Below are 15,532 nucleotides of genomic sequence, written 5' to 3'. Positions count from 1 at the left end.
GGCGGTGGGGAACAGGGCCTTCAGCCGCCGGCGCGCAGGCGCTCGAAGGCCGTGGGGCTCGGGCGGTCGGGCAGGAAGTCCCTGATCCTGCGCGCGCACTGCGCCGGATCGGCCCGGCTGGTGTCGCACTCGATGTCGTACACCCCCTGGGCGTGGGCCTGCTTCAGCTGGCGTGCGGCGAGTCCGCCGGGCCGGTCGCCGCGCTCACGCTCCCGGCGCTCCAGCTCCGCGAGCGGGCAGCGCACGCCGACGAAGACGACGTCCCGCGGGTCGAACAGATCCAGGCAGTCCGTCAACCGCCAGTCCGCGCTGAGGACATGGTCCATGACGACGTTGTTCCCGGCGGCGGCCATCCCGGCGACGGCACGGTGGAAGCCGTGCCAGGTGCGGTGCAGGATCTCGTCGAGCCGGTGCGCGGGGAATTCCCGGCGGCTGCGGATCGCGTGGAACATGTCGGCCGACATGTGGAAGTACGGTTCGTCCAGGACGTTCAACAGCTCGGTCGCGATGCTCGACTTGCCCGAACTCGACGTGCCGTTCAGGAAGATGATCAGCCCGCGGCGCTCGGGCACACGGCTCAGGTGCTCCATGCAGCGGCTCAGGCCGCCTCGATGATCTCGCTGCGAATCGCCTCGGCCCACTCGATCACCAACAGCTCGTACTCCGCGTGGTCCTGGGCCGAGAGGTACCCGCCCGCACGCAGCCACAGCGCCCGGATCTGCTCGTTCACCTCGGCAGCAGACCGCACGGAACCAGGGGGGTCGGAATCGGGGGACATGCCCACAAGCGTAGGGGCAAGCACTGACACTGCGCTACCGCACCGCTACGCGCACTGCATGGGGTCGGTCACCGCCTACGGCACGGCAGGCTGCGCCGCCCGCCCGGGACGTCCCCGGTCGGCCCAGGCCAGGTGGCATATGCCCCACGGGGAGAGCGGGCAGTGCCGGGAGTACGGCGTCCAGGTGCACGTCATCCGGCGCACCGGAGATGTCCGAAACCGCACGGGCTTCCGGCTGGGTCCGTCAGTTCGCCGACTCGGCCGCGTGGGGGCTCAGTACGCCCGCCGTGACCAGCGCGATGATGACGATGCCGAGGGCGATGCGGTACCACACGAACGGCATGAAGCTCTTGTTGGAGATCCACTTCATGAACCACGCGATGACCGCGTACCCGGAGGCGAAGGCGATCACCGTGGCGAAGAGCGTCGGCCCCCACGCGACATGGTCGCTCTCCATCGCGTCCTTCAACTCGAAGACCCCGGAGGCGAGTACGGCCGGAATGGCGAGCAGGAAGGAGTAGCGTGCGGCGGCCTCGCGCCGGTAGCCCATGAACAGACCGCCGCTGATCGTGGCGCCGGAACGGGAGACGCCCGGGACGAGCGCGCAGGCCTGGCAGAGGCCGTAGATCAGACCGTCCTTCACGCCCAGGTCCTGCAGGGACTTGCGCTGCTTGGGCGCGCGGTGCCGGCCGCCCGTCTCGTCGCGCGCCGCCAGCCGGTCCGCGATGCCTATGACGACGCCGACGACGATCAGCATGGTCGCGGTGATGCGCAGATCCCGGAACGGCCCCTCGATCTGGTCCTTGAGTGTCACGCCCAGCAGACCGATCGGGATCGAGCCGACGATCACCAGCCAGCCCATCTGTGCGTCATGGTCCTGCCGCATCGCCTTGTCGAACAGCGACCGGAACCAGGCCGAGACGATCCGGCTGATGTCCTTGCGGAAGTAGATCAGTACCGCGGTCTCGGTGCCTATCTGGGTGATCGCGGTGAAGGCGGAACCCGGATCCTTCCAGCCCGAGAAGGCGGCGGTCAGCCGCAGATGGGCGCTGGAGGAGACGGGGAGGAACTCGGTCAGCCCCTGGACGAGTCCGAGGACGAGGGATTCAAACCAAGACATGAAGGTGAGGCGTCCAAGTGCTGATCGGGGAAACCGGGATATGTGCTGATCATGTGCGCTGGGGGGCAGCGTAGCGTCCCGGTGAGACGGGCCCGACACAGGGGTTCGCGCCCGCGCGCGGCCCGGCCGGTGTTACGCGGCGGCCGGGCCGCGGACCGTCCAGCCCGGGGCCTGCGGGTGGGAGGTCAGGTCCTCGTGGCGTACGGGGTCGCCACAGACGGCGCAGGTGAGGACCGGGAGCAGCTCGTTGCCGCAGGCGTGCTCGATCACCATGGGGCGCTCGTCGTCCGCGTGGAGATGACGGTCACCCCAGGCCATCAGGGTGATCAGGACAGGTTCCAGCTCCAGACCCGCCTGAGTGGGCCGGTACTCGAAGCGCTGCGGGCGTTCGCTGTAGGCGCGCTTCGTGAGGATCCCGGCGTCGACGAGCCGGCGCAGCCGGGTGGCCAGGATGTCGCGCGGCGCGCCGATGTTGCGGACCAGCTGGTCGAAGCGGCCGTTGCCCAGGCAGACCTCGCGCAGGACCAGCAGCGAGTACTTCTCGCCGACGAGCGCGAGGGCGTCGGCGATGGAGCAGGGGCGCGGGTCTTTCATGGCGGCCATGGCGCCCAGTCTAAAGGAGGGTTTGATTTTCAAACTGATGGAGTTATGGTGAGTTCGGATTTCCTACTCACCGGTAATCGCGTCGGGCGGCCGGAAGATCGCCCCCGTGGCCAAGGAGGCCGGCACCATGCGTGACGCAGTAATCGTCGAAGCCGTACGCACCCCCATCGGCAAGGGCAAGCCGAACGGCGCCCTGGCGCACGTCCACCCCGTGGAACTCCTCGCGCACACCCTGCGCACCCTCGTCGAGCGTTCCGGTGTCGACCCGGCCCTGATCGACGACGTCATCGGCGGCACCGTCGACCAGGTCGGCGAACAGGCCATGAACATCACCCGGTACGCCGTGCTGTCCGCGGGCTTCCCCGAGACCGTCCCCGCGACCACCGTGGACCGTCAGTGCGGCTCGTCCCAGCAGGCCGTGCACTTCGCCGCCCAGGGCGTGATGTCGGGCGCGTACGACCTCGTGGTCGCGTGCGGCGTCGAGTCGATGAGCCGCGTGCCGATGTGGTCGAACGTGCCCGCGGGCAAGGACCCCTTCGGCCCCGGAGTCGCCGGCCGCTACCCCGAGGGCCTCGTCCCGCAGGGCATCAGTGCCGAACTCATCGCGGCCAAGTGGTCCATCACCCGCGACCGGTTGGACGCCTTCGCCGTCTCCTCGCACCGGAAGGCGGCCGCCGCCTGGGACGCCGGCCTGTTCGACGCCGAGGTCGCGCCCCTGGAGGGCGTCACGCGCGACGAGTGCGTGCGGCCCGGCAGCACCCCCGAGATCCTGGCCGGCCTCAAGCCCGCCTACTACGACCCCGGATTCGCCGAGCGCTTCCCGCAGATCGAGTGGAACGTCACCGCCGGCAACGCCAGCCCGATCAACGACGGCGCCTCGGCCGTCCTGATCACCTCCGGCGAGACCGCGGAACGCCTCGGCCTGCGCCCGCTCGCCCGCCTGCACAGCTTCGCCGTCACCGGCTCGGACCCCCTGCTGATGCTCACCGGCGTCGTCCCCGCCACGGAGAAGGTGCTGCGCCGGGCGAACCTGCGCCTCGACGACATCGACCTGTTCGAGGTCAACGAGGCCTTCTCCAGCGTCGTCCTGGCCTGGCAGCAGGAGACCGGCGCCGATCTCGCCAAGGTCAACGTGCACGGCGGCGCGATCGCCCTCGGCCATCCGCTGGGCGCCAGTGGCACCCGGCTGACCACCACCCTGGTCCATGCGATGCGCGGGCGCGGCGCCCGCTACGCCCTCCAGACCATGTGCGAGGCGGGCGGACTCGCCAACGCGATGGTGCTGGAAGCCGTCTGAGTGGCTCAGCGCGGTCGCAGGTGGTGGCGCTTGCGCCAGGCCACCACCGCGCCCGCCAGCGCCGGTACGGCGATGAAGGCCAGCGCGATCAGGAAGGCGGGCGATGTCGGCGCGGCGGCACGGGCGCCCGCGACGACGTAGGCGGCGGTGTTCGGGATCGAGCCGAGCGCCGTCGCCAGCAGGAACGGCAGCCAGTGCATCCGGGAGACGGCCGCGCAGTAGTTCGCCGCCCAGAACGGCACCCCGGGGAACAGCCGCGCCGCCATCATCGAACGGAAGGCGTGCCGGCTGAGCTGCACGTCGGCCGCCTTCAGCCAGCGGCCGCGCAGCAGCGGGCGCAGGGCGTCCTGGCCAAGGGCCCGGCCCAGGCCGAAGGAGGCGGCGGCGCCGAGCACGGTGCCGGTCAGTGACGCGGCGAGGCCCAGCTCGGAACCGAAGAGGGCGCCGGCCGCCAGGCTCATCAGCGGACGCGGGACGAACGCCACCGAGCACAGCCCGTACGCCACCGCGAACACCAGCGCCGCCGCTGCTCCGCCGAGCTGCGGCGGCCAGCCGTGGGTGAGCAGCCGCTGCGGCTCGAAGAGCAGCACGGTCGAGGCGGCGCCCGCGAGGATGACCACCAGCAGTACGAGACGCGCCCAGGGTGACAGCAACACGCGCGTGCAGCGCGTCGCGAAGCCCGCGCGCGGGGACGGGACGGGGTCCGCCGTGGGGACGGCGACGGCGAGCTCCGTGGCGGCGGCCCGGGGAGAGGCCGTGGCGGTGCCAGAGCGGTTGGCATCGAGCATTCAGCGACACTAACCGACGAACATGACCGATCGCCGTACGGACCGTCTCACGACCGCAACAGCCGTGGGTCCGGCCGGAGTACCGCCGGGGCCGCGGAAAACCATTCGACGTGTGACGACCCGTCGGCGATGATCGGCCTCATGTTCCGGCACGCCTTCGTCCTCGCAGCATCCGCAGTCGCGGATGCCCCGAAGGCTGCCGCCGTGATCATCGTGGCCACCGTCGACGGCGCCCGAAGCTGACCCTTCCCGGATCGTCCGGCGGACCCCGCAGGGGGAGGGTCGGCCGGACGATCCGGGGTCCGCGTCATCACTCACGACGCTTCGAGGTACAGCCATGCCCAAGACGGCGTACGTGCGCACCAAGCCGCATCTCAACATCGGCACGATGGGCCACGTCGACCACGGCAAGACCACTCTGACCGCCGCCATCACCAAGGTGCTGGCCGAGCGCGGGACCGGCACGTTCGTGCCCTTCGACCGCATCGACCGGGCCCCGGAGGAGGCCGCGCGCGGTATCACCATCAACATCGCGCACGTGGAGTACGAGACCGACACCCGGCACTACGCGCACGTGGACATGCCGGGCCACGCCGACTATGTCAAGAACATGGTCACCGGCGCCGCGCAACTCGACGGGGCGATCCTCGTCGTCTCCGCGCTCGACGGGATCATGCCCCAGACGTCCGAACACGTCCTGCTCGCCCGGCAGGTGGGTGTCGACCACATCGTCGTCGCCCTCAACAAGGCCGACGCGGGCGACGAGGAACTGACCGACCTCGTCGAACTGGAGGTCCGCGAACTCCTCACGGCACAGGGCTACGGCGGCGACTCCGTCCCCGTCGTACGGGTCTCCGGACTCAAGGCCCTGGAAGGGGACCCGCGCTGGACGGCGTCCATCGAGGCGCTGCTCGACGCGGTGGACACCTACGTGCCCATGCCGGAGCGGTACCTGGACGCGCCGTTCCTGCTGCCCGTCGAGAACGTGCTCACCATCACCGGCCGGGGCACGGTCGTCACCGGCGCGGTCGAGCGCGGCACGATCCGGGTCGGCGACCGGGTCGAGGTGCTCGGCGCCGGTCTCGAGACCGTCGTCACCGGCCTGGAGACCTTCGGCAAGCCCATGGCGGAGGCGCAGGCGGGCGACAACGTGGCGCTGCTGCTGCGCGGGGTGCCGCGGGACGCCGTGCGGCGCGGTCACGTCGTGGCGGCGCCGGGCAGCGTCAAGCCGAGCCGCCGCTTCACCGCGCGCGTGTACGTCCTGGCGGCGCGGGAGGGCGGCCGGACGACCCCGGTGTCCACCGGTTACCGGCCGCAGTTCTACATCCGCACCGCGGACGTGGTCGGGGACGTCGACCTCGGCGGGACGGCGGTCGCGCGGCCCGGTGACACGGTCGCCATGACCGTGGAGCTGGGCCGCGAGGTGCCCCTGGAGCCCGGCCTCGGCTTCGCGATCCGCGAGGGCGGCCGGACGGTCGGCGCGGGCACCGTGACCTCCGTCGGCTGAACGGCCGTCGGTGCCCGCCCCCACACCGGGGCGGGTGCCGGCGGAGCCTGTTGTCGGTGCCGTGCGTCAGACTTGATCGCACACATGGCAGGCGAAGGAGTCGGGGGACAGGATGACCAAGCGGGCGCTGGTACTCGGCGGTGGCGGTGTGGCCGGGATCGGCTGGACGGCGGGTGTGCTGTACGGGCTGTCCGAGGCCGGGACCGACTGGGCGGACGCCGATGTGGTGATCGGTACGTCGGCGGGGTCCACCGTCGCCGCGCAGCTCCTGGCCGCCGACACGGTCAAGGAGGTCTACGACCGTCAACTCGAAGCCCCCTCGGGCGAGTTGCCCGCACGGCTAGGCCGTGGCGCGACCTTCGGACTCATGTGGGCCGCGCTGACCTCCCGCAGCCCCGAGGCGTTCGGCCGAAGGATCGGCCGTCTGGCCCTCACGGCCCGCACACCGTCCGTGGCGGCCCGGCGCGCCGCGATCGAGAGCCGTCTCATCTCCACGGACTGGCCGGAGCGTGCCCTGCGGATCACGGCGGTGGACACCGCCACGGGTGAGCTGAGCGTGTTCGACACGGACAGCGGCGTCAGCCTGACGGACGCGGTCGCCGCGAGCTGCGCGGTGCCGGGTGTCTGGCCGGCCTGGCCCGTCCAGGGCCGCCACTGGACCGACGGCGGCGTCCACTCACCCGCCAACGCCCACCTCGCCGAGGGATACGACCGCGTGATCGTCCTCGCACCCCTCACCCGAGCCGGCGGCGCGATCGCCTCTCCCGCGGCCCAGGCCGCCCGCCTCGAGTCCGGGGGCGCCCACGTCGCCCTCGTCACCCCGTCCGCTGCCGCGCGGGAGGCGATGGGCACCAACGCCCTCGACCCGTCGACACGGGCAAAGGCAGCCCGGTCGGGCCGGGAACAGGCGTCGGCGCATGCCGAAGAGGTGACGCGGGTGTGGGCGGTCTGACGCCCCGGCGCCCCCGCCCCGCTCGGCCCGGCACAATGGAGCCGTGGACGAGCCCATACCCGTGACCAGGATCGTCGATCACGGAACCGCCAAGCTGATGCCAGACATCGACCGGGAGCGGGCCTGGCTGCTGACGGTCGACGGGGCGCCTCAGTCGTACGTCGATCTGGACGAGCCGACGCATCTGGAGTTCGAGTACGCGCGGCGGCTCGGGTACGTCCTGGACGCCGTGGGGGAGCCGGGGCGGCCCCTGGACGTGCTGCACCTCGGCGGGGGTGCGCTCACGCTGCCCCGGTACGTCGCGGCGACCCGGCCGGGTTCACGGCAGGACGTCGTCGAGGCCGACCGGGCGCTGCTCGCGCTGGTCACCGAGCATCTGCCGCTGCCCGACGGGGCCGGGATCGCCCTGCACACCGCCGACGCCCGAGCCTGGCTGGAGAGCGCCCCGGACGACTCCGCAGACGTCCTGATCGCCGACGTCTTCGGCGGCTCCCGGGTCCCCGCCCACCTCACCACCCTCGCCTACGCCCACGAGGCCCGGCGCGTGCTGCGTGCCGACGGCGTCTATCTGGCGAACCTCGCGGACGCCGCGCCGTTCGCCTTCCTCCGCTCCCAACTCGCCACGCTCGCGGCCGTGTTCGAGGAGCTTGCGCTGATCGCAGAGCCGGGCGTGCTGCGCGGCCGCCGGTTCGGGAACGCGGTGCTCGTCGCCTCCCGTCACCCCCTCGACGTGGCAGCCCTCGCTCGCCGCACCGCCTCCGACGCCTTCCCGGCGAGGGTCGAACACGGCTCGGCGCTGGGGGACTTCATCGGCGGCGCCGCACCCGTGGAGGACGAGGACGCCGTTCCGTCGCCCGAGCCCCCCGACGGAGCGTTCGGTATCGGCTGAGGTGCTCGCCCCCGGAGTTGGCCAGTTGGCCGCCCAGCGCCGTTGCGTCGGGCGGCCGTTCGCGGCGCGGTCCCGCCCGGCTCCGGCCCGCGGCCGTCAGGACTCCGTAGGCTCCCCGTGCAGTCGCACCGTGCTGAGGATCTTCATGATGGTGGCCGTGTCGACCTCGCCGTCCACGCCCTTGGCCGCGTAGAGGTTCCACGACACGATGTCACCGGCCGAGTTCTTGAAGGCGAACGTGATCGCCTTGCCGTCGCTCGCGCACTTGCCCTTGCGGGGCGTGTTCGTGGAGCGGGCCCAGGCGTAGGCGCCCGCGACACCGGACTTGGTCGTGTAGTCCGTGGCCTTCTTGTCGTAGGTGATGCTCTTCTTGTCCGGCTGGGTGTAGCCGCCGTAGATCCACCACGGCACTTCCCGGACCGCCGCGTCGCCGGGGCTCTTCGCACCGCTCTCGCCCTTGGTGCCGACCGCGGCGAGCGCAGTGTCCTCGGTCCGGCCGTCCTTGTTGTCGTCGGTCGTGCACCACTTCGGCTTGTACTCGGCCGGTGCCGACATGATCACCAGCGGCTTGCTGTCCGCCGACTTGCGGTCCTCGAAGCCGATGGACAGGGTCGGCGACTCGACCACCCAGTCCGCCGGAACGTCGAAAGCCGTGCCGCGCTTGGGGTTGATCACGACCTTCCAGCCCGCGACGAGCGGCTTCTCGGTCTCGTCGCCGCGCGGATTGTCGTCCGAGCCGGACGACGACGCGGTGGGGTCGGCCGAGGGCGACCGGCTCGCCTGCTTGTCCCCGCCGCCGTCCGCCTTGTCGTCCTTCTTCCCGCCCAGGACCAGGAAGCCCGTCACACCGGCCGCGACGACGACCGCCACGGCCGCGATGATCGCGACCAGCTTCGTCCGGTTCCCGCCGCCACCGCCCTGCGGCGGCTGCGGGCCGCCGATCGGCACGGTCTGGTCCCACTGCGGCTGCTGCGCATACGGGTTGGGCTGCTGATAGCCCGGCTGCTGATACGGATTCGGCTGCTGGTAACCCGGCTGCTGGTACGGGTTCCCCTGCGGGTTCTGCTCGCCCCCGGGCGGCTGCTCTCCTGGCCACATGGCCCATAACCCTAGTGCCGAGCGAGACACGATTCGGTCACTGGCCCTTGTCAGGGACGTACCGAAAACGCGATCACGTTATTGGCGCCCACAGTGTCGAGCTTTGTCTGTGCCGCTTCCTTGTCGCGCTGTGCTTCGAGCAACTCACCGTGGATCCGGCGATTTCCCCAGCCGGGATTTCATTCGCCAGGCGCAGGACCAGAATGCGTATAGAGCGCACTGTCCGCGGCCGACCCGGGCGCTTGGGCCGGGAGGCGGCGGCATGGCGGCGCGCGAGAAGGTTGCGGGGACAGCGCAGTACAGTGTCCGGCCGCACCAGCAGCCGCGGCCGCCGGCGTCGTCGGGCCGTGCGTGCCGCGGGGTGCCGACCTGCCGGGGCAGTGGACGGTCGGTGCTCCGTGTCGGCTGCATCACCGCCCGAGGTCGGTTACGTTGGTAAAGCACCTGGCCAGAGGGGGGTAACAAGCCGTAACCCACCGGGGATGCTCCATGACCGGCCTGATCGTCGTCCTGCTGTTGGTGGTCGTGGCCACAGCCGTGGCGACCGGTGCCCGGCGCTGGAGCTTGCCCGCCCCCTCGCTGCTTGTCATTGTGGGTCTGGTCGCGGGGCTGATCCCCTGGGTTCCCGAGGTGCGCCTGCCGCCTCACGTGATCAACGTGGTGGTGCTGCCACCTCTGCTTTATGCCGCGGCCGGCGAAATCTCGGTCCGCGACCTGCGCACCGTGTGGCGGCCTGTGACCGGCCTGGTCTTCGGCCTGGTCCTGGCGTCGGCCATCGCCGTCGGGTACGTGGCCCGCGCGATCACCCCGCTCACGGCCGCGACCGCGTTCATCCTCGGCTCTGTCCTGGCCAGCACCGACCCCGTGGCCGTGACCGCGCTCGGCCGGCGCCTGTCTCTCCCACCGAGCGTGCAGGCCATGGTGCAGGCAGAAAGCTTGTTCAACGATGCCACCTCACTGGTCCTGTACAAGGTCGCTGTGGCCACTGCGGTGTCCGGTAGCGCGATCAGCGTGCCCGGGACTGTTGAACAGTTCCTGATCCTTGCGGGTGGAGGAGCCCTCATCGGCGCGGCGGTCGCCGCAGTGGTGACCCTGATCCGCAGGCGGACCGACGATGCCATGCTGGAGACGGTCATCGCATTGGTCACTCCATACGCTTCCTACGTCATCGCGGAGCAGTCGCACACCTCTGGCGTGACCGCCGTCATCGTGTCCGGGGTCGTCCTCGGCAGCACCGGCCATAAGCTCAGCAACGCCCCCGTCCGCCTCCAGGCCCACGCTGTCTACGACACCGTGACCTTCCTGCTGGAGAGCGTCGTCTTCGCCCTGATCGGCCTCGAGCTCCCCTGGGCCGTCCGTCATCTCGCGCGCGACGAGCACGGCTGGCCGCTGTGGGTGCCGGTGATCGCCCTCACTCTGCTGGCGGTCCGCCTGCTGTGGATCTTCCCGCTGTCCGCCCTGATCCACCGCCGGCACAGGGAGGGTGACAATCGCCTCTCCTGGCGCGTTCCGGCCGTCCTGTCCTGGGCGGGCACCCGAGGTGTCATGCCGCTGGCCGCCGCGCTCTCCATCCCCTTGGCCACCCACACAGGGGCGCCGCTGCCGCACCGGGCGCTCATTCTCATGCTCACCACCGGGACCATCGCACTCACTCTTATCTTCCAGGGTTTTACCCTGGCCCCCGTCGTCCGCAGCTCCGGCATCGCTCTGGAGCCAGAGCACACCGCCCGCGAGGAGGCCCGGACCCGCCGACACATTGCCCACGCCGCTCTCGACGAGCTTAAACTGCTGGGCGATCCGGAACAGCTCGCCGATCTGGGTGCCGCGGCCGAGGCTGCCGTGAAACAGGCCCGTCGTCATCTGGAAGCGCGCATCCACCAGGTTGAAGACGCCCACTACAGCGACCCGGACGCCCGTCCCGCCGACGCCTACCGTGAGATACGCCGGACACTCATCGCCATCGAGGCGGCCGAGCTCCAGCGCCTTTACGAAGCGAACAAGATCAGCAACGCCACCCGGCGCCGGATCCAGCACGAACTCGACCTCGAAGAAGTCAGCCTCCGCCCTCGCGACTGACTACCGGCCCCATCAACCGTCGATAACAGCTCGACGGAAGAGATCATGGCCAGTCCGACCCGTGTGCCGTAGACACCAGTCCTGAGCCGCTTCCTGCGCCAACTGGGGGTCGGATGACTCTTCACAGCCGGACGCCGCGCAGAACGCTTCGTACAGGACTTCGCTGTCTGGCTCGTGCCGGATCGTATGGCGCATGTAGCGCAGAATGGCCCGGCTCATCCTGACGCCTCAGCGGGCAATCCGGGGGCGTCGTCGGCCCTGTCCATCACGAGTGCCAAGGGAAGCGCGTTGAGCAGCTTCACCGCCGAGCCGAGTGGAAGTGCCCCAACTTCCACGTACGCACGTCCCCTGCCGGTTACCAAGGCACGCACCCGCGCGGTTTCCTCTTCGGGGAGTCCGACGCGTTGCAGGGCCGCACGTAGTAGCGCCGCCGTGTGCTCCGCTTCAGCGCGTGCGCTCTTGTACTGGGTCATGGGGATCATGAGCGGCGCCGCCTCCTGCCCTTGTGCGGATGGTTACGGATCTCGACATTCAGGTCCGACACCTTGGACATTTCTCCCTTGGCTCGCGCCTCACTGCGCTCACGGTCCAGCGCTCGGCATACATCGCACTCCGATGCCGGAGGCGGGTCGCTGTCGAGTCTCAGTGGCAGTTCCACGGGTGGGCTGGGGTAGGTCTTGGTCATTTGGATCCCCTAGCGTCGTCCTGATGACGACAACGCTAGGAATGTCGGAGAGCCAGCCTCAATGAACGTGCACGAACTTGCACGCGGTCACCTGAGAGAGTCGATTGCCGACGTGATCAGTGCGCGTGCAGGAGCACCGTAGACAGCCGAGTCGGCCAGCTCCGAGAAGGTTTGGGCGTACATGCCGACCTCGTGAGGCTGCGTGATGGTCAGGAAGGCAGACACCAATTCGACGTTGACTTGGGCATCATCGAAGATCCAGAAGTCTTCGACGGGCCACAGCGCGGTGCGGTCCGCACTGAGTGGGATCACACCCAGGCTGACGTTCGGCAGGGTCGCCAGAGACAGCAGGTGGCCGAGCTGGCCGGCCATGGCCGCAGGACCGCCGATTCGGTGCCGTAGTGCGCTCTCCTCCAGGAGGACAGCGAAGCGGCGCGGTCCCTCGTACAAGATGCGCTGCTTGTCGACGCGGACCTGAACGGCTTCCTCAAGGTCATCTGGGAGGGCACGCCGGTCACGAATCGACCTGAGCAATGCCTCAATGTACGCACGGGTTTGGAGCGGTCCGGGGATGAGCCATGACGAGTAGGCCCGGAAGTGCCGCGTTCGCTCCCACAGCGGGATGACCGACTCTTGCGCACGGCGCAGGCCGGAACGCTCCATGCGCCGCCACTCGACATACGCGCCATCGATGTTCCGCGCAGTAGCGATCAGGTCGTCCGTCTGGTCCGCAGCGCCGCAGTGCAGCGTGTATGCACGCAGGTCGTCATCTGACGGCACCGTACGGCCGTTCTCGATACGGCTGCACTTGCTTTCATGCCAGCCAGCCCGAGAGGCAAGCTCTCGCGCTGTCAGGCCGGAGTCCTTCCGGATCTCACGCAGACGCTTGCCGAGAGCCTCTCGGGCTTGCTGGACACTGGACGATGAAGTCACGTTCGACTGTTCTGGGTGTGTGCTGTCAGGCGGGCCGGTACTCCTCGTGAGGGATGGCGCGTTCCCAGACAGCGGCAAACGCGGAGCTACACAGTTCGACCACGGCAGGGTCAGTTACCAGCTCTTCACCGGTCATCGTCCCGTCCCCAGCGAAGTGGTTGAACAGGACTGACGTGCCGTCGAACAGCCAGAAGTCGTTACCGGGCAGCGCCAGCCCGGAGGCTTGCCGACGGGGCAGCCAACGCACGACCTCACCGGCCTTGACGTTGTGTCCGCTCGTTAGCTCGTATTCATAACGGATGTACCGGGAGATGGGTTCCGAAACGATGCGGGCTCGGTGCATGGCCACGCCACGAGCCACCGACGCGGACGCCACTTCGATCCACCAAGGCCAACGCTCAGCCGGGTCGAACCGGTTGCCTGACTCCCACTCCTGATAGTCGTCATCGAGCCCGTACGCGTCCCTCATCTCCAGGTGGTACGCGCTGTGTTGAGCGGAGCGGATCAGATCCTCAAACGTCGGCTCCGTCGCCACCGTTCACCTCCGGGAAGAACTGCATCATGCGCCTCGGGAACTCGATCACGGTCTCATGATCCGGTATGTCCATCTGCGCCAGCCGCTCAGGGTCTGTGACCCGCCAGCCTTGCAGGATGTAGTTCCCGGTCTCGTCGTCGAGGTACACCGTCGGAGAGCCGTTGTTGGGGCTCTCCGGGTCCTTGCCAAGCCGGTGCAACGCCATGGTGTCCTCCCACGTCATCGGTGACGATCAACATGTTCGAGCTTGCGCCGTCTCACCTGCGCACGCCAGCAACTTGCACGAACTTGCACGAACGAACCCCCACTGCCAGCCATCGGGAGACAGCCAGTGGAGGGGGTTCCTTTGATTGCTTAGCAGTGTCAGAGCAGTGCGAGGAACAGATTGGAGTCTCGGCGCGGCTCCGCCCGCTTCGGTTCGGGTGCGGGCTGCCGGGGCTGCGCCGGTTCCTGACGGTAGGCGTCCAGCCGGACGACGGCTGCGCGGTTCTGCTCACGTTTCGGTTCGGCCGGCATCGGCTTCGCACCCGTTTCTGTCGTCTCCCGTGTTCAGAAGTGTCACCGCGGAGTGTGAAAACGGTGACTGGTCGGCCTGTCCTGCCCGACCGCTCCACGGTCACTACAACTTCGGGAAGCGCTCGAACCGCAGCGGCCGTTGCTCCGACGAACGGGAGAACCTGGGAAGAAGTGGTCCGACCGCCGTGCAACTCGATCCCGGCCCCGACCTTGTCCGCGAGGCTGAGAGGCTGACGCTTGCTGGGCTTGCTCCCGCTGCCCGTGGCGATGGTTTCCACCGTGTCCATGGCGTATGTGACCAGGGAGGCCGCCGCATGCAGATCATCAGAGGTGATCTGGGAGCGCAGGTCGAACAGCGCCAACAGAGCAGCGATCCGACGCACCTGTTCATTGCAGCGGGCCGCGAACGGCTTCAAGTCCTCAGACTCTCGGGCCTTGCTCAACAGGTCGTGGCGGATCATGTCGGCCACGTCGTACGCGTCCTCAGCCAGAGCGATCGTGCCTACCCTCTGCCCGAAGCGGACGGCACGCGCGAACTGCTCACCCGCCGCCGGGATCAGGTGAGCAGGCATCCGTTCCCGCTCGCTCAGCCACCGGATCTGAGACACGGGCAGAGTCAACAGCCTGTTGTAAGAGCCGCCGTCCCGGTCAGTCCCGGAGAGGTTCGCCGAGAACTCCTCCGGCGTGATGTGGCCCATGATGGCGACCCGGGGAGCGTCGACCCGGACGGGATCCTTCGCCCTGGACGTAGCCACAGGCGCACCGTCCCAGAGATCACGGAGTAGCTGTGAAAGGTTGGCCTGTCGACGTCCGGCCCGCAGGACATGGGCGTACTCGGTATCGATGATCAGGGCGTGTTCGCCGCAGTCGGCCACGGCCTGGATGAGCCCGGCTCCACCCACGACGCCGTGGATCACATTGCCGGACATGAAGGTACGGTTCGCATCCTTGGCAATAGCCTCTGCGATGCCCCACGACTGGCCCATGCCTTCACCCGTGCCGCCGCACAAGAGCACGTGAAGCATGAGTGGCATGGATCCGGAACCGCGCTGGACTCGGGTCTGCGGCAGCATAGCGGAGAAGGCACACAGCAACCCGCCGAGCAGACCGACCGGGGACCACTCCACGTGGGGAGCGAGAGAGGCCACGACTCCCCCCAGTCGGCCGGTGCTCATCGCGCGGAAATCGGGAGCGCTCATGCTGCCTCTATCTCGAAAAGGGTTGGTTGGGTGGCCACTGGCCGGGTGTGCGGGTGCCGAAAAATCATCCGGCCTGGTCATGCGGCATGTTGGTACTCGTGGAGGGTTCCGCCGAGTCGGTTTCGTCGATGGATGTCCAGGTTGCTGTGCTGTGCTGGAGGGTTGATCGGTCGTGTAGCGGGCGCAAGGGTGCGGCTTGTCCCAGTGTTCGGTGTGGCCGGTGCTCGTTGTAGTGGGTCTCGAACTTGCGGGAGTTCATACGGAGTGTCCGGATGCCGGTAGTTACGATCTTGGTTCCGGTGTCGGTCATCAGGGCGTCAATGGCAGCGGTGAACTTGGAGTCGCGGTCGTGGATGAGGAACTTGGCTGTGCTGCCCGTGTCCTCGAGGTGCATGAGGAGGTTGCGCCTGAGCTGCACGACCCAGTCCGCGGTGGGGTGCGCGGTGGCGCCCAGGATTCTGACGTGCCTCGTGGCGTGTTCGATGACGGCGAAGGGGTACAGGCGTGCCCCGGCCAGCGTGCGGACCTCGAAGAGATCGCAGGCGAGCAGGGCCTC

Annotated in this window: 17 protein-coding genes and 1 pseudogene; 5 read left to right on the top strand and 13 right to left on the bottom strand. The window is 69.0% G+C overall.

Going from position 1 to position 15,532, the window contains the following annotated elements; genetic code table 11:
* Positions 1 to 20: 20 nt before the first annotated feature.
* The 4 genes from IEZ19_RS38540 to IEZ19_RS38525 form a co-directional block, all read right to left on the bottom strand.
* The gene (locus IEZ19_RS38540) at positions 21 to 572 is read right to left on the bottom strand and encodes a chloramphenicol phosphotransferase CPT family protein (RefSeq protein ID WP_229841297.1); all 552 of its coding nucleotides are present in this window, start codon (positions 570 to 572) and stop codon (positions 21 to 23) included.
* Between the two features lie 26 nt (positions 573 to 598).
* On the bottom strand, positions 599 to 778 hold the full coding sequence (locus IEZ19_RS38535) for a hypothetical protein (protein ID WP_189316049.1): 180 nt from the start codon (positions 776 to 778) through the stop codon (positions 599 to 601).
* Between the two features lie 244 nt (positions 779 to 1,022).
* On the bottom strand, positions 1,023 to 1,898 hold the full coding sequence (locus tag IEZ19_RS38530; protein ID WP_189316048.1) for an undecaprenyl-diphosphate phosphatase: 876 nt from the start codon (positions 1,896 to 1,898) through the stop codon (positions 1,023 to 1,025).
* A gap of 132 nt (positions 1,899 to 2,030) precedes the next feature.
* On the bottom strand, positions 2,031 to 2,501 hold the full coding sequence (locus IEZ19_RS38525; protein WP_189316047.1) for a winged helix-turn-helix transcriptional regulator: 471 nt from the start codon (positions 2,499 to 2,501) through the stop codon (positions 2,031 to 2,033).
* A 127-nt stretch (positions 2,502 to 2,628) separates the two neighbouring features.
* On the opposite strand from IEZ19_RS38525, the gene IEZ19_RS38520 reads away from it, so the two are divergent.
* Complete coding sequence (locus IEZ19_RS38520) at positions 2,629 to 3,798, top strand: thiolase family protein (protein WP_189316046.1); 1,170 nt, start codon at positions 2,629 to 2,631, stop codon at positions 3,796 to 3,798.
* A gap of 5 nt (positions 3,799 to 3,803) precedes the next feature.
* Here IEZ19_RS38520 and IEZ19_RS38515 read toward each other — a convergent pair whose 3' ends face one another.
* Entirely contained in the window at positions 3,804 to 4,586 is a 783-nt protein-coding gene (locus tag IEZ19_RS38515) for a TVP38/TMEM64 family protein (RefSeq protein ID WP_189316045.1), read from the bottom strand.
* A 337-nt stretch (positions 4,587 to 4,923) separates the two neighbouring features.
* Between IEZ19_RS38515 and tuf the strand changes: the two genes are divergently transcribed.
* From tuf to IEZ19_RS38500, 3 genes are all read left to right on the top strand, one after another.
* On the top strand, positions 4,924 to 6,093 hold the full coding sequence (tuf, locus tag IEZ19_RS38510) for an elongation factor Tu (RefSeq protein ID WP_189316044.1): 1,170 nt from the start codon (positions 4,924 to 4,926) through the stop codon (positions 6,091 to 6,093).
* Positions 6,094 to 6,205: 112 nt separating this feature from the next.
* On the top strand, positions 6,206 to 7,045 hold the full coding sequence (locus IEZ19_RS38505; RefSeq protein WP_189316043.1) for a patatin-like phospholipase family protein: 840 nt from the start codon (positions 6,206 to 6,208) through the stop codon (positions 7,043 to 7,045).
* A 43-nt stretch (positions 7,046 to 7,088) separates the two neighbouring features.
* Positions 7,089 to 7,934 carry a spermidine synthase gene (locus IEZ19_RS38500; RefSeq protein ID WP_189316042.1) on the top strand — a complete coding sequence of 282 codons (846 nt, stop codon included), beginning with the start codon at positions 7,089 to 7,091 and terminating at the stop codon, positions 7,932 to 7,934.
* Between the two features lie 96 nt (positions 7,935 to 8,030).
* Here IEZ19_RS38500 and IEZ19_RS38495 read toward each other — a convergent pair whose 3' ends face one another.
* Together IEZ19_RS38495 and IEZ19_RS53810 are read right to left on the bottom strand one after the other, a co-directional pair.
* Positions 8,031 to 9,032, bottom strand: a complete 1,002-nt coding sequence (locus IEZ19_RS38495; RefSeq protein WP_189316041.1) for a DUF8017 domain-containing protein — start codon at positions 9,030 to 9,032, stop codon at positions 8,031 to 8,033.
* A gap of 137 nt (positions 9,033 to 9,169) precedes the next feature.
* Positions 9,170 to 9,354: pseudogene (locus IEZ19_RS53810) on the bottom strand (integrase); the annotation flags it as partial.
* A 167-nt stretch (positions 9,355 to 9,521) separates the two neighbouring features.
* On the opposite strand from IEZ19_RS53810, the gene IEZ19_RS38490 reads away from it, so the two are divergent.
* Positions 9,522 to 11,108 (top strand): Na+/H+ antiporter, encoded by a 1,587-nt coding sequence (locus IEZ19_RS38490; RefSeq protein ID WP_189316040.1) that lies wholly within the window; start codon positions 9,522 to 9,524, stop codon positions 11,106 to 11,108.
* A 12-nt stretch (positions 11,109 to 11,120) separates the two neighbouring features.
* Here IEZ19_RS38490 and IEZ19_RS54260 read toward each other — a convergent pair whose 3' ends face one another.
* From IEZ19_RS54260 to IEZ19_RS38465, 6 genes are all read right to left on the bottom strand, one after another.
* On the bottom strand, positions 11,121 to 11,327 hold the full coding sequence (locus tag IEZ19_RS54260; RefSeq protein ID WP_444545201.1) for a DUF7848 domain-containing protein: 207 nt from the start codon (positions 11,325 to 11,327) through the stop codon (positions 11,121 to 11,123).
* 553 nt (positions 11,328 to 11,880) lie between these two features.
* Positions 11,881 to 12,726 (bottom strand): helix-turn-helix domain-containing protein, encoded by an 846-nt coding sequence (locus tag IEZ19_RS38485; RefSeq protein ID WP_189316039.1) that lies wholly within the window; start codon positions 12,724 to 12,726, stop codon positions 11,881 to 11,883.
* Positions 12,727 to 12,751: 25 nt separating this feature from the next.
* The gene (locus tag IEZ19_RS38480; protein ID WP_189316038.1) at positions 12,752 to 13,261 is read right to left on the bottom strand and encodes a DUF6879 family protein; all 510 of its coding nucleotides are present in this window, start codon (positions 13,259 to 13,261) and stop codon (positions 12,752 to 12,754) included.
* Positions 13,239 to 13,466, bottom strand: a complete 228-nt coding sequence (locus IEZ19_RS38475) for a hypothetical protein (RefSeq protein ID WP_189316037.1) — start codon at positions 13,464 to 13,466, stop codon at positions 13,239 to 13,241. Before IEZ19_RS38475 ends, IEZ19_RS38480 begins: the two co-directional genes overlap by 23 nt.
* 52 nt (positions 13,467 to 13,518) lie before the next feature.
* Positions 13,519 to 14,802 (bottom strand): DUF3987 domain-containing protein, encoded by a 1,284-nt coding sequence (locus IEZ19_RS38470; RefSeq protein ID WP_189316036.1) that lies wholly within the window; start codon positions 14,800 to 14,802, stop codon positions 13,519 to 13,521.
* A 238-nt stretch (positions 14,803 to 15,040) separates the two neighbouring features.
* The coding region (locus tag IEZ19_RS38465; RefSeq protein ID WP_506005010.1) for a transposase family protein at positions 15,041 to 15,532 on the bottom strand (492 nt) is incomplete at its 5' end.

The sequence above is a fragment of the Streptomyces brasiliensis genome (assembly GCF_014647875.1).
Lineage (GTDB): Bacteria > Actinomycetota > Actinomycetes > Streptomycetales > Streptomycetaceae > Streptomyces > Streptomyces brasiliensis.
The sequence above is the reverse complement of the archived record's forward strand: the minus strand, read 5'-3'. Positions and strand labels throughout refer to the sequence as shown.

Coding starts and splice junctions, on each gene's coding strand:
- IEZ19_RS38505 (WP_189316043.1), top strand. CDS start 6,206: ATGACCAAGCGGGCGCTGGTACTCGGCGGTGGCGGTGTGGCCGGGATC.
- IEZ19_RS38470 (WP_189316036.1), bottom strand. CDS start 14,802: ATGCTTCACGTGCTCTTGTGCGGCGGCACGGGTGAAGGCATGGGCCAG.
- IEZ19_RS38475 (WP_189316037.1), bottom strand. CDS start 13,466: ATGGCGTTGCACCGGCTTGGCAAGGACCCGGAGAGCCCCAACAACGGC.
- IEZ19_RS38530 (WP_189316048.1), bottom strand. CDS start 1,898: ATGTCTTGGTTTGAATCCCTCGTCCTCGGACTCGTCCAGGGGCTGACC.
- IEZ19_RS38520 (WP_189316046.1), top strand. CDS start 2,629: ATGCGTGACGCAGTAATCGTCGAAGCCGTACGCACCCCCATCGGCAAG.
- IEZ19_RS38490 (WP_189316040.1), top strand. CDS start 9,522: ATGACCGGCCTGATCGTCGTCCTGCTGTTGGTGGTCGTGGCCACAGCC.
- IEZ19_RS38495 (WP_189316041.1), bottom strand. CDS start 9,032: ATGTGGCCAGGAGAGCAGCCGCCCGGGGGCGAGCAGAACCCGCAGGGG.
- tuf (WP_189316044.1), top strand. CDS start 4,924: ATGCCCAAGACGGCGTACGTGCGCACCAAGCCGCATCTCAACATCGGC.
- IEZ19_RS54260 (WP_444545201.1), bottom strand. CDS start 11,327: ATGAGCCGGGCCATTCTGCGCTACATGCGCCATACGATCCGGCACGAG.
- IEZ19_RS38515 (WP_189316045.1), bottom strand. CDS start 4,586: ATGCTCGATGCCAACCGCTCTGGCACCGCCACGGCCTCTCCCCGGGCC.
- IEZ19_RS38525 (WP_189316047.1), bottom strand. CDS start 2,501: ATGGCCGCCATGAAAGACCCGCGCCCCTGCTCCATCGCCGACGCCCTC.
- IEZ19_RS38535 (WP_189316049.1), bottom strand. CDS start 778: ATGTCCCCCGATTCCGACCCCCCTGGTTCCGTGCGGTCTGCTGCCGAG.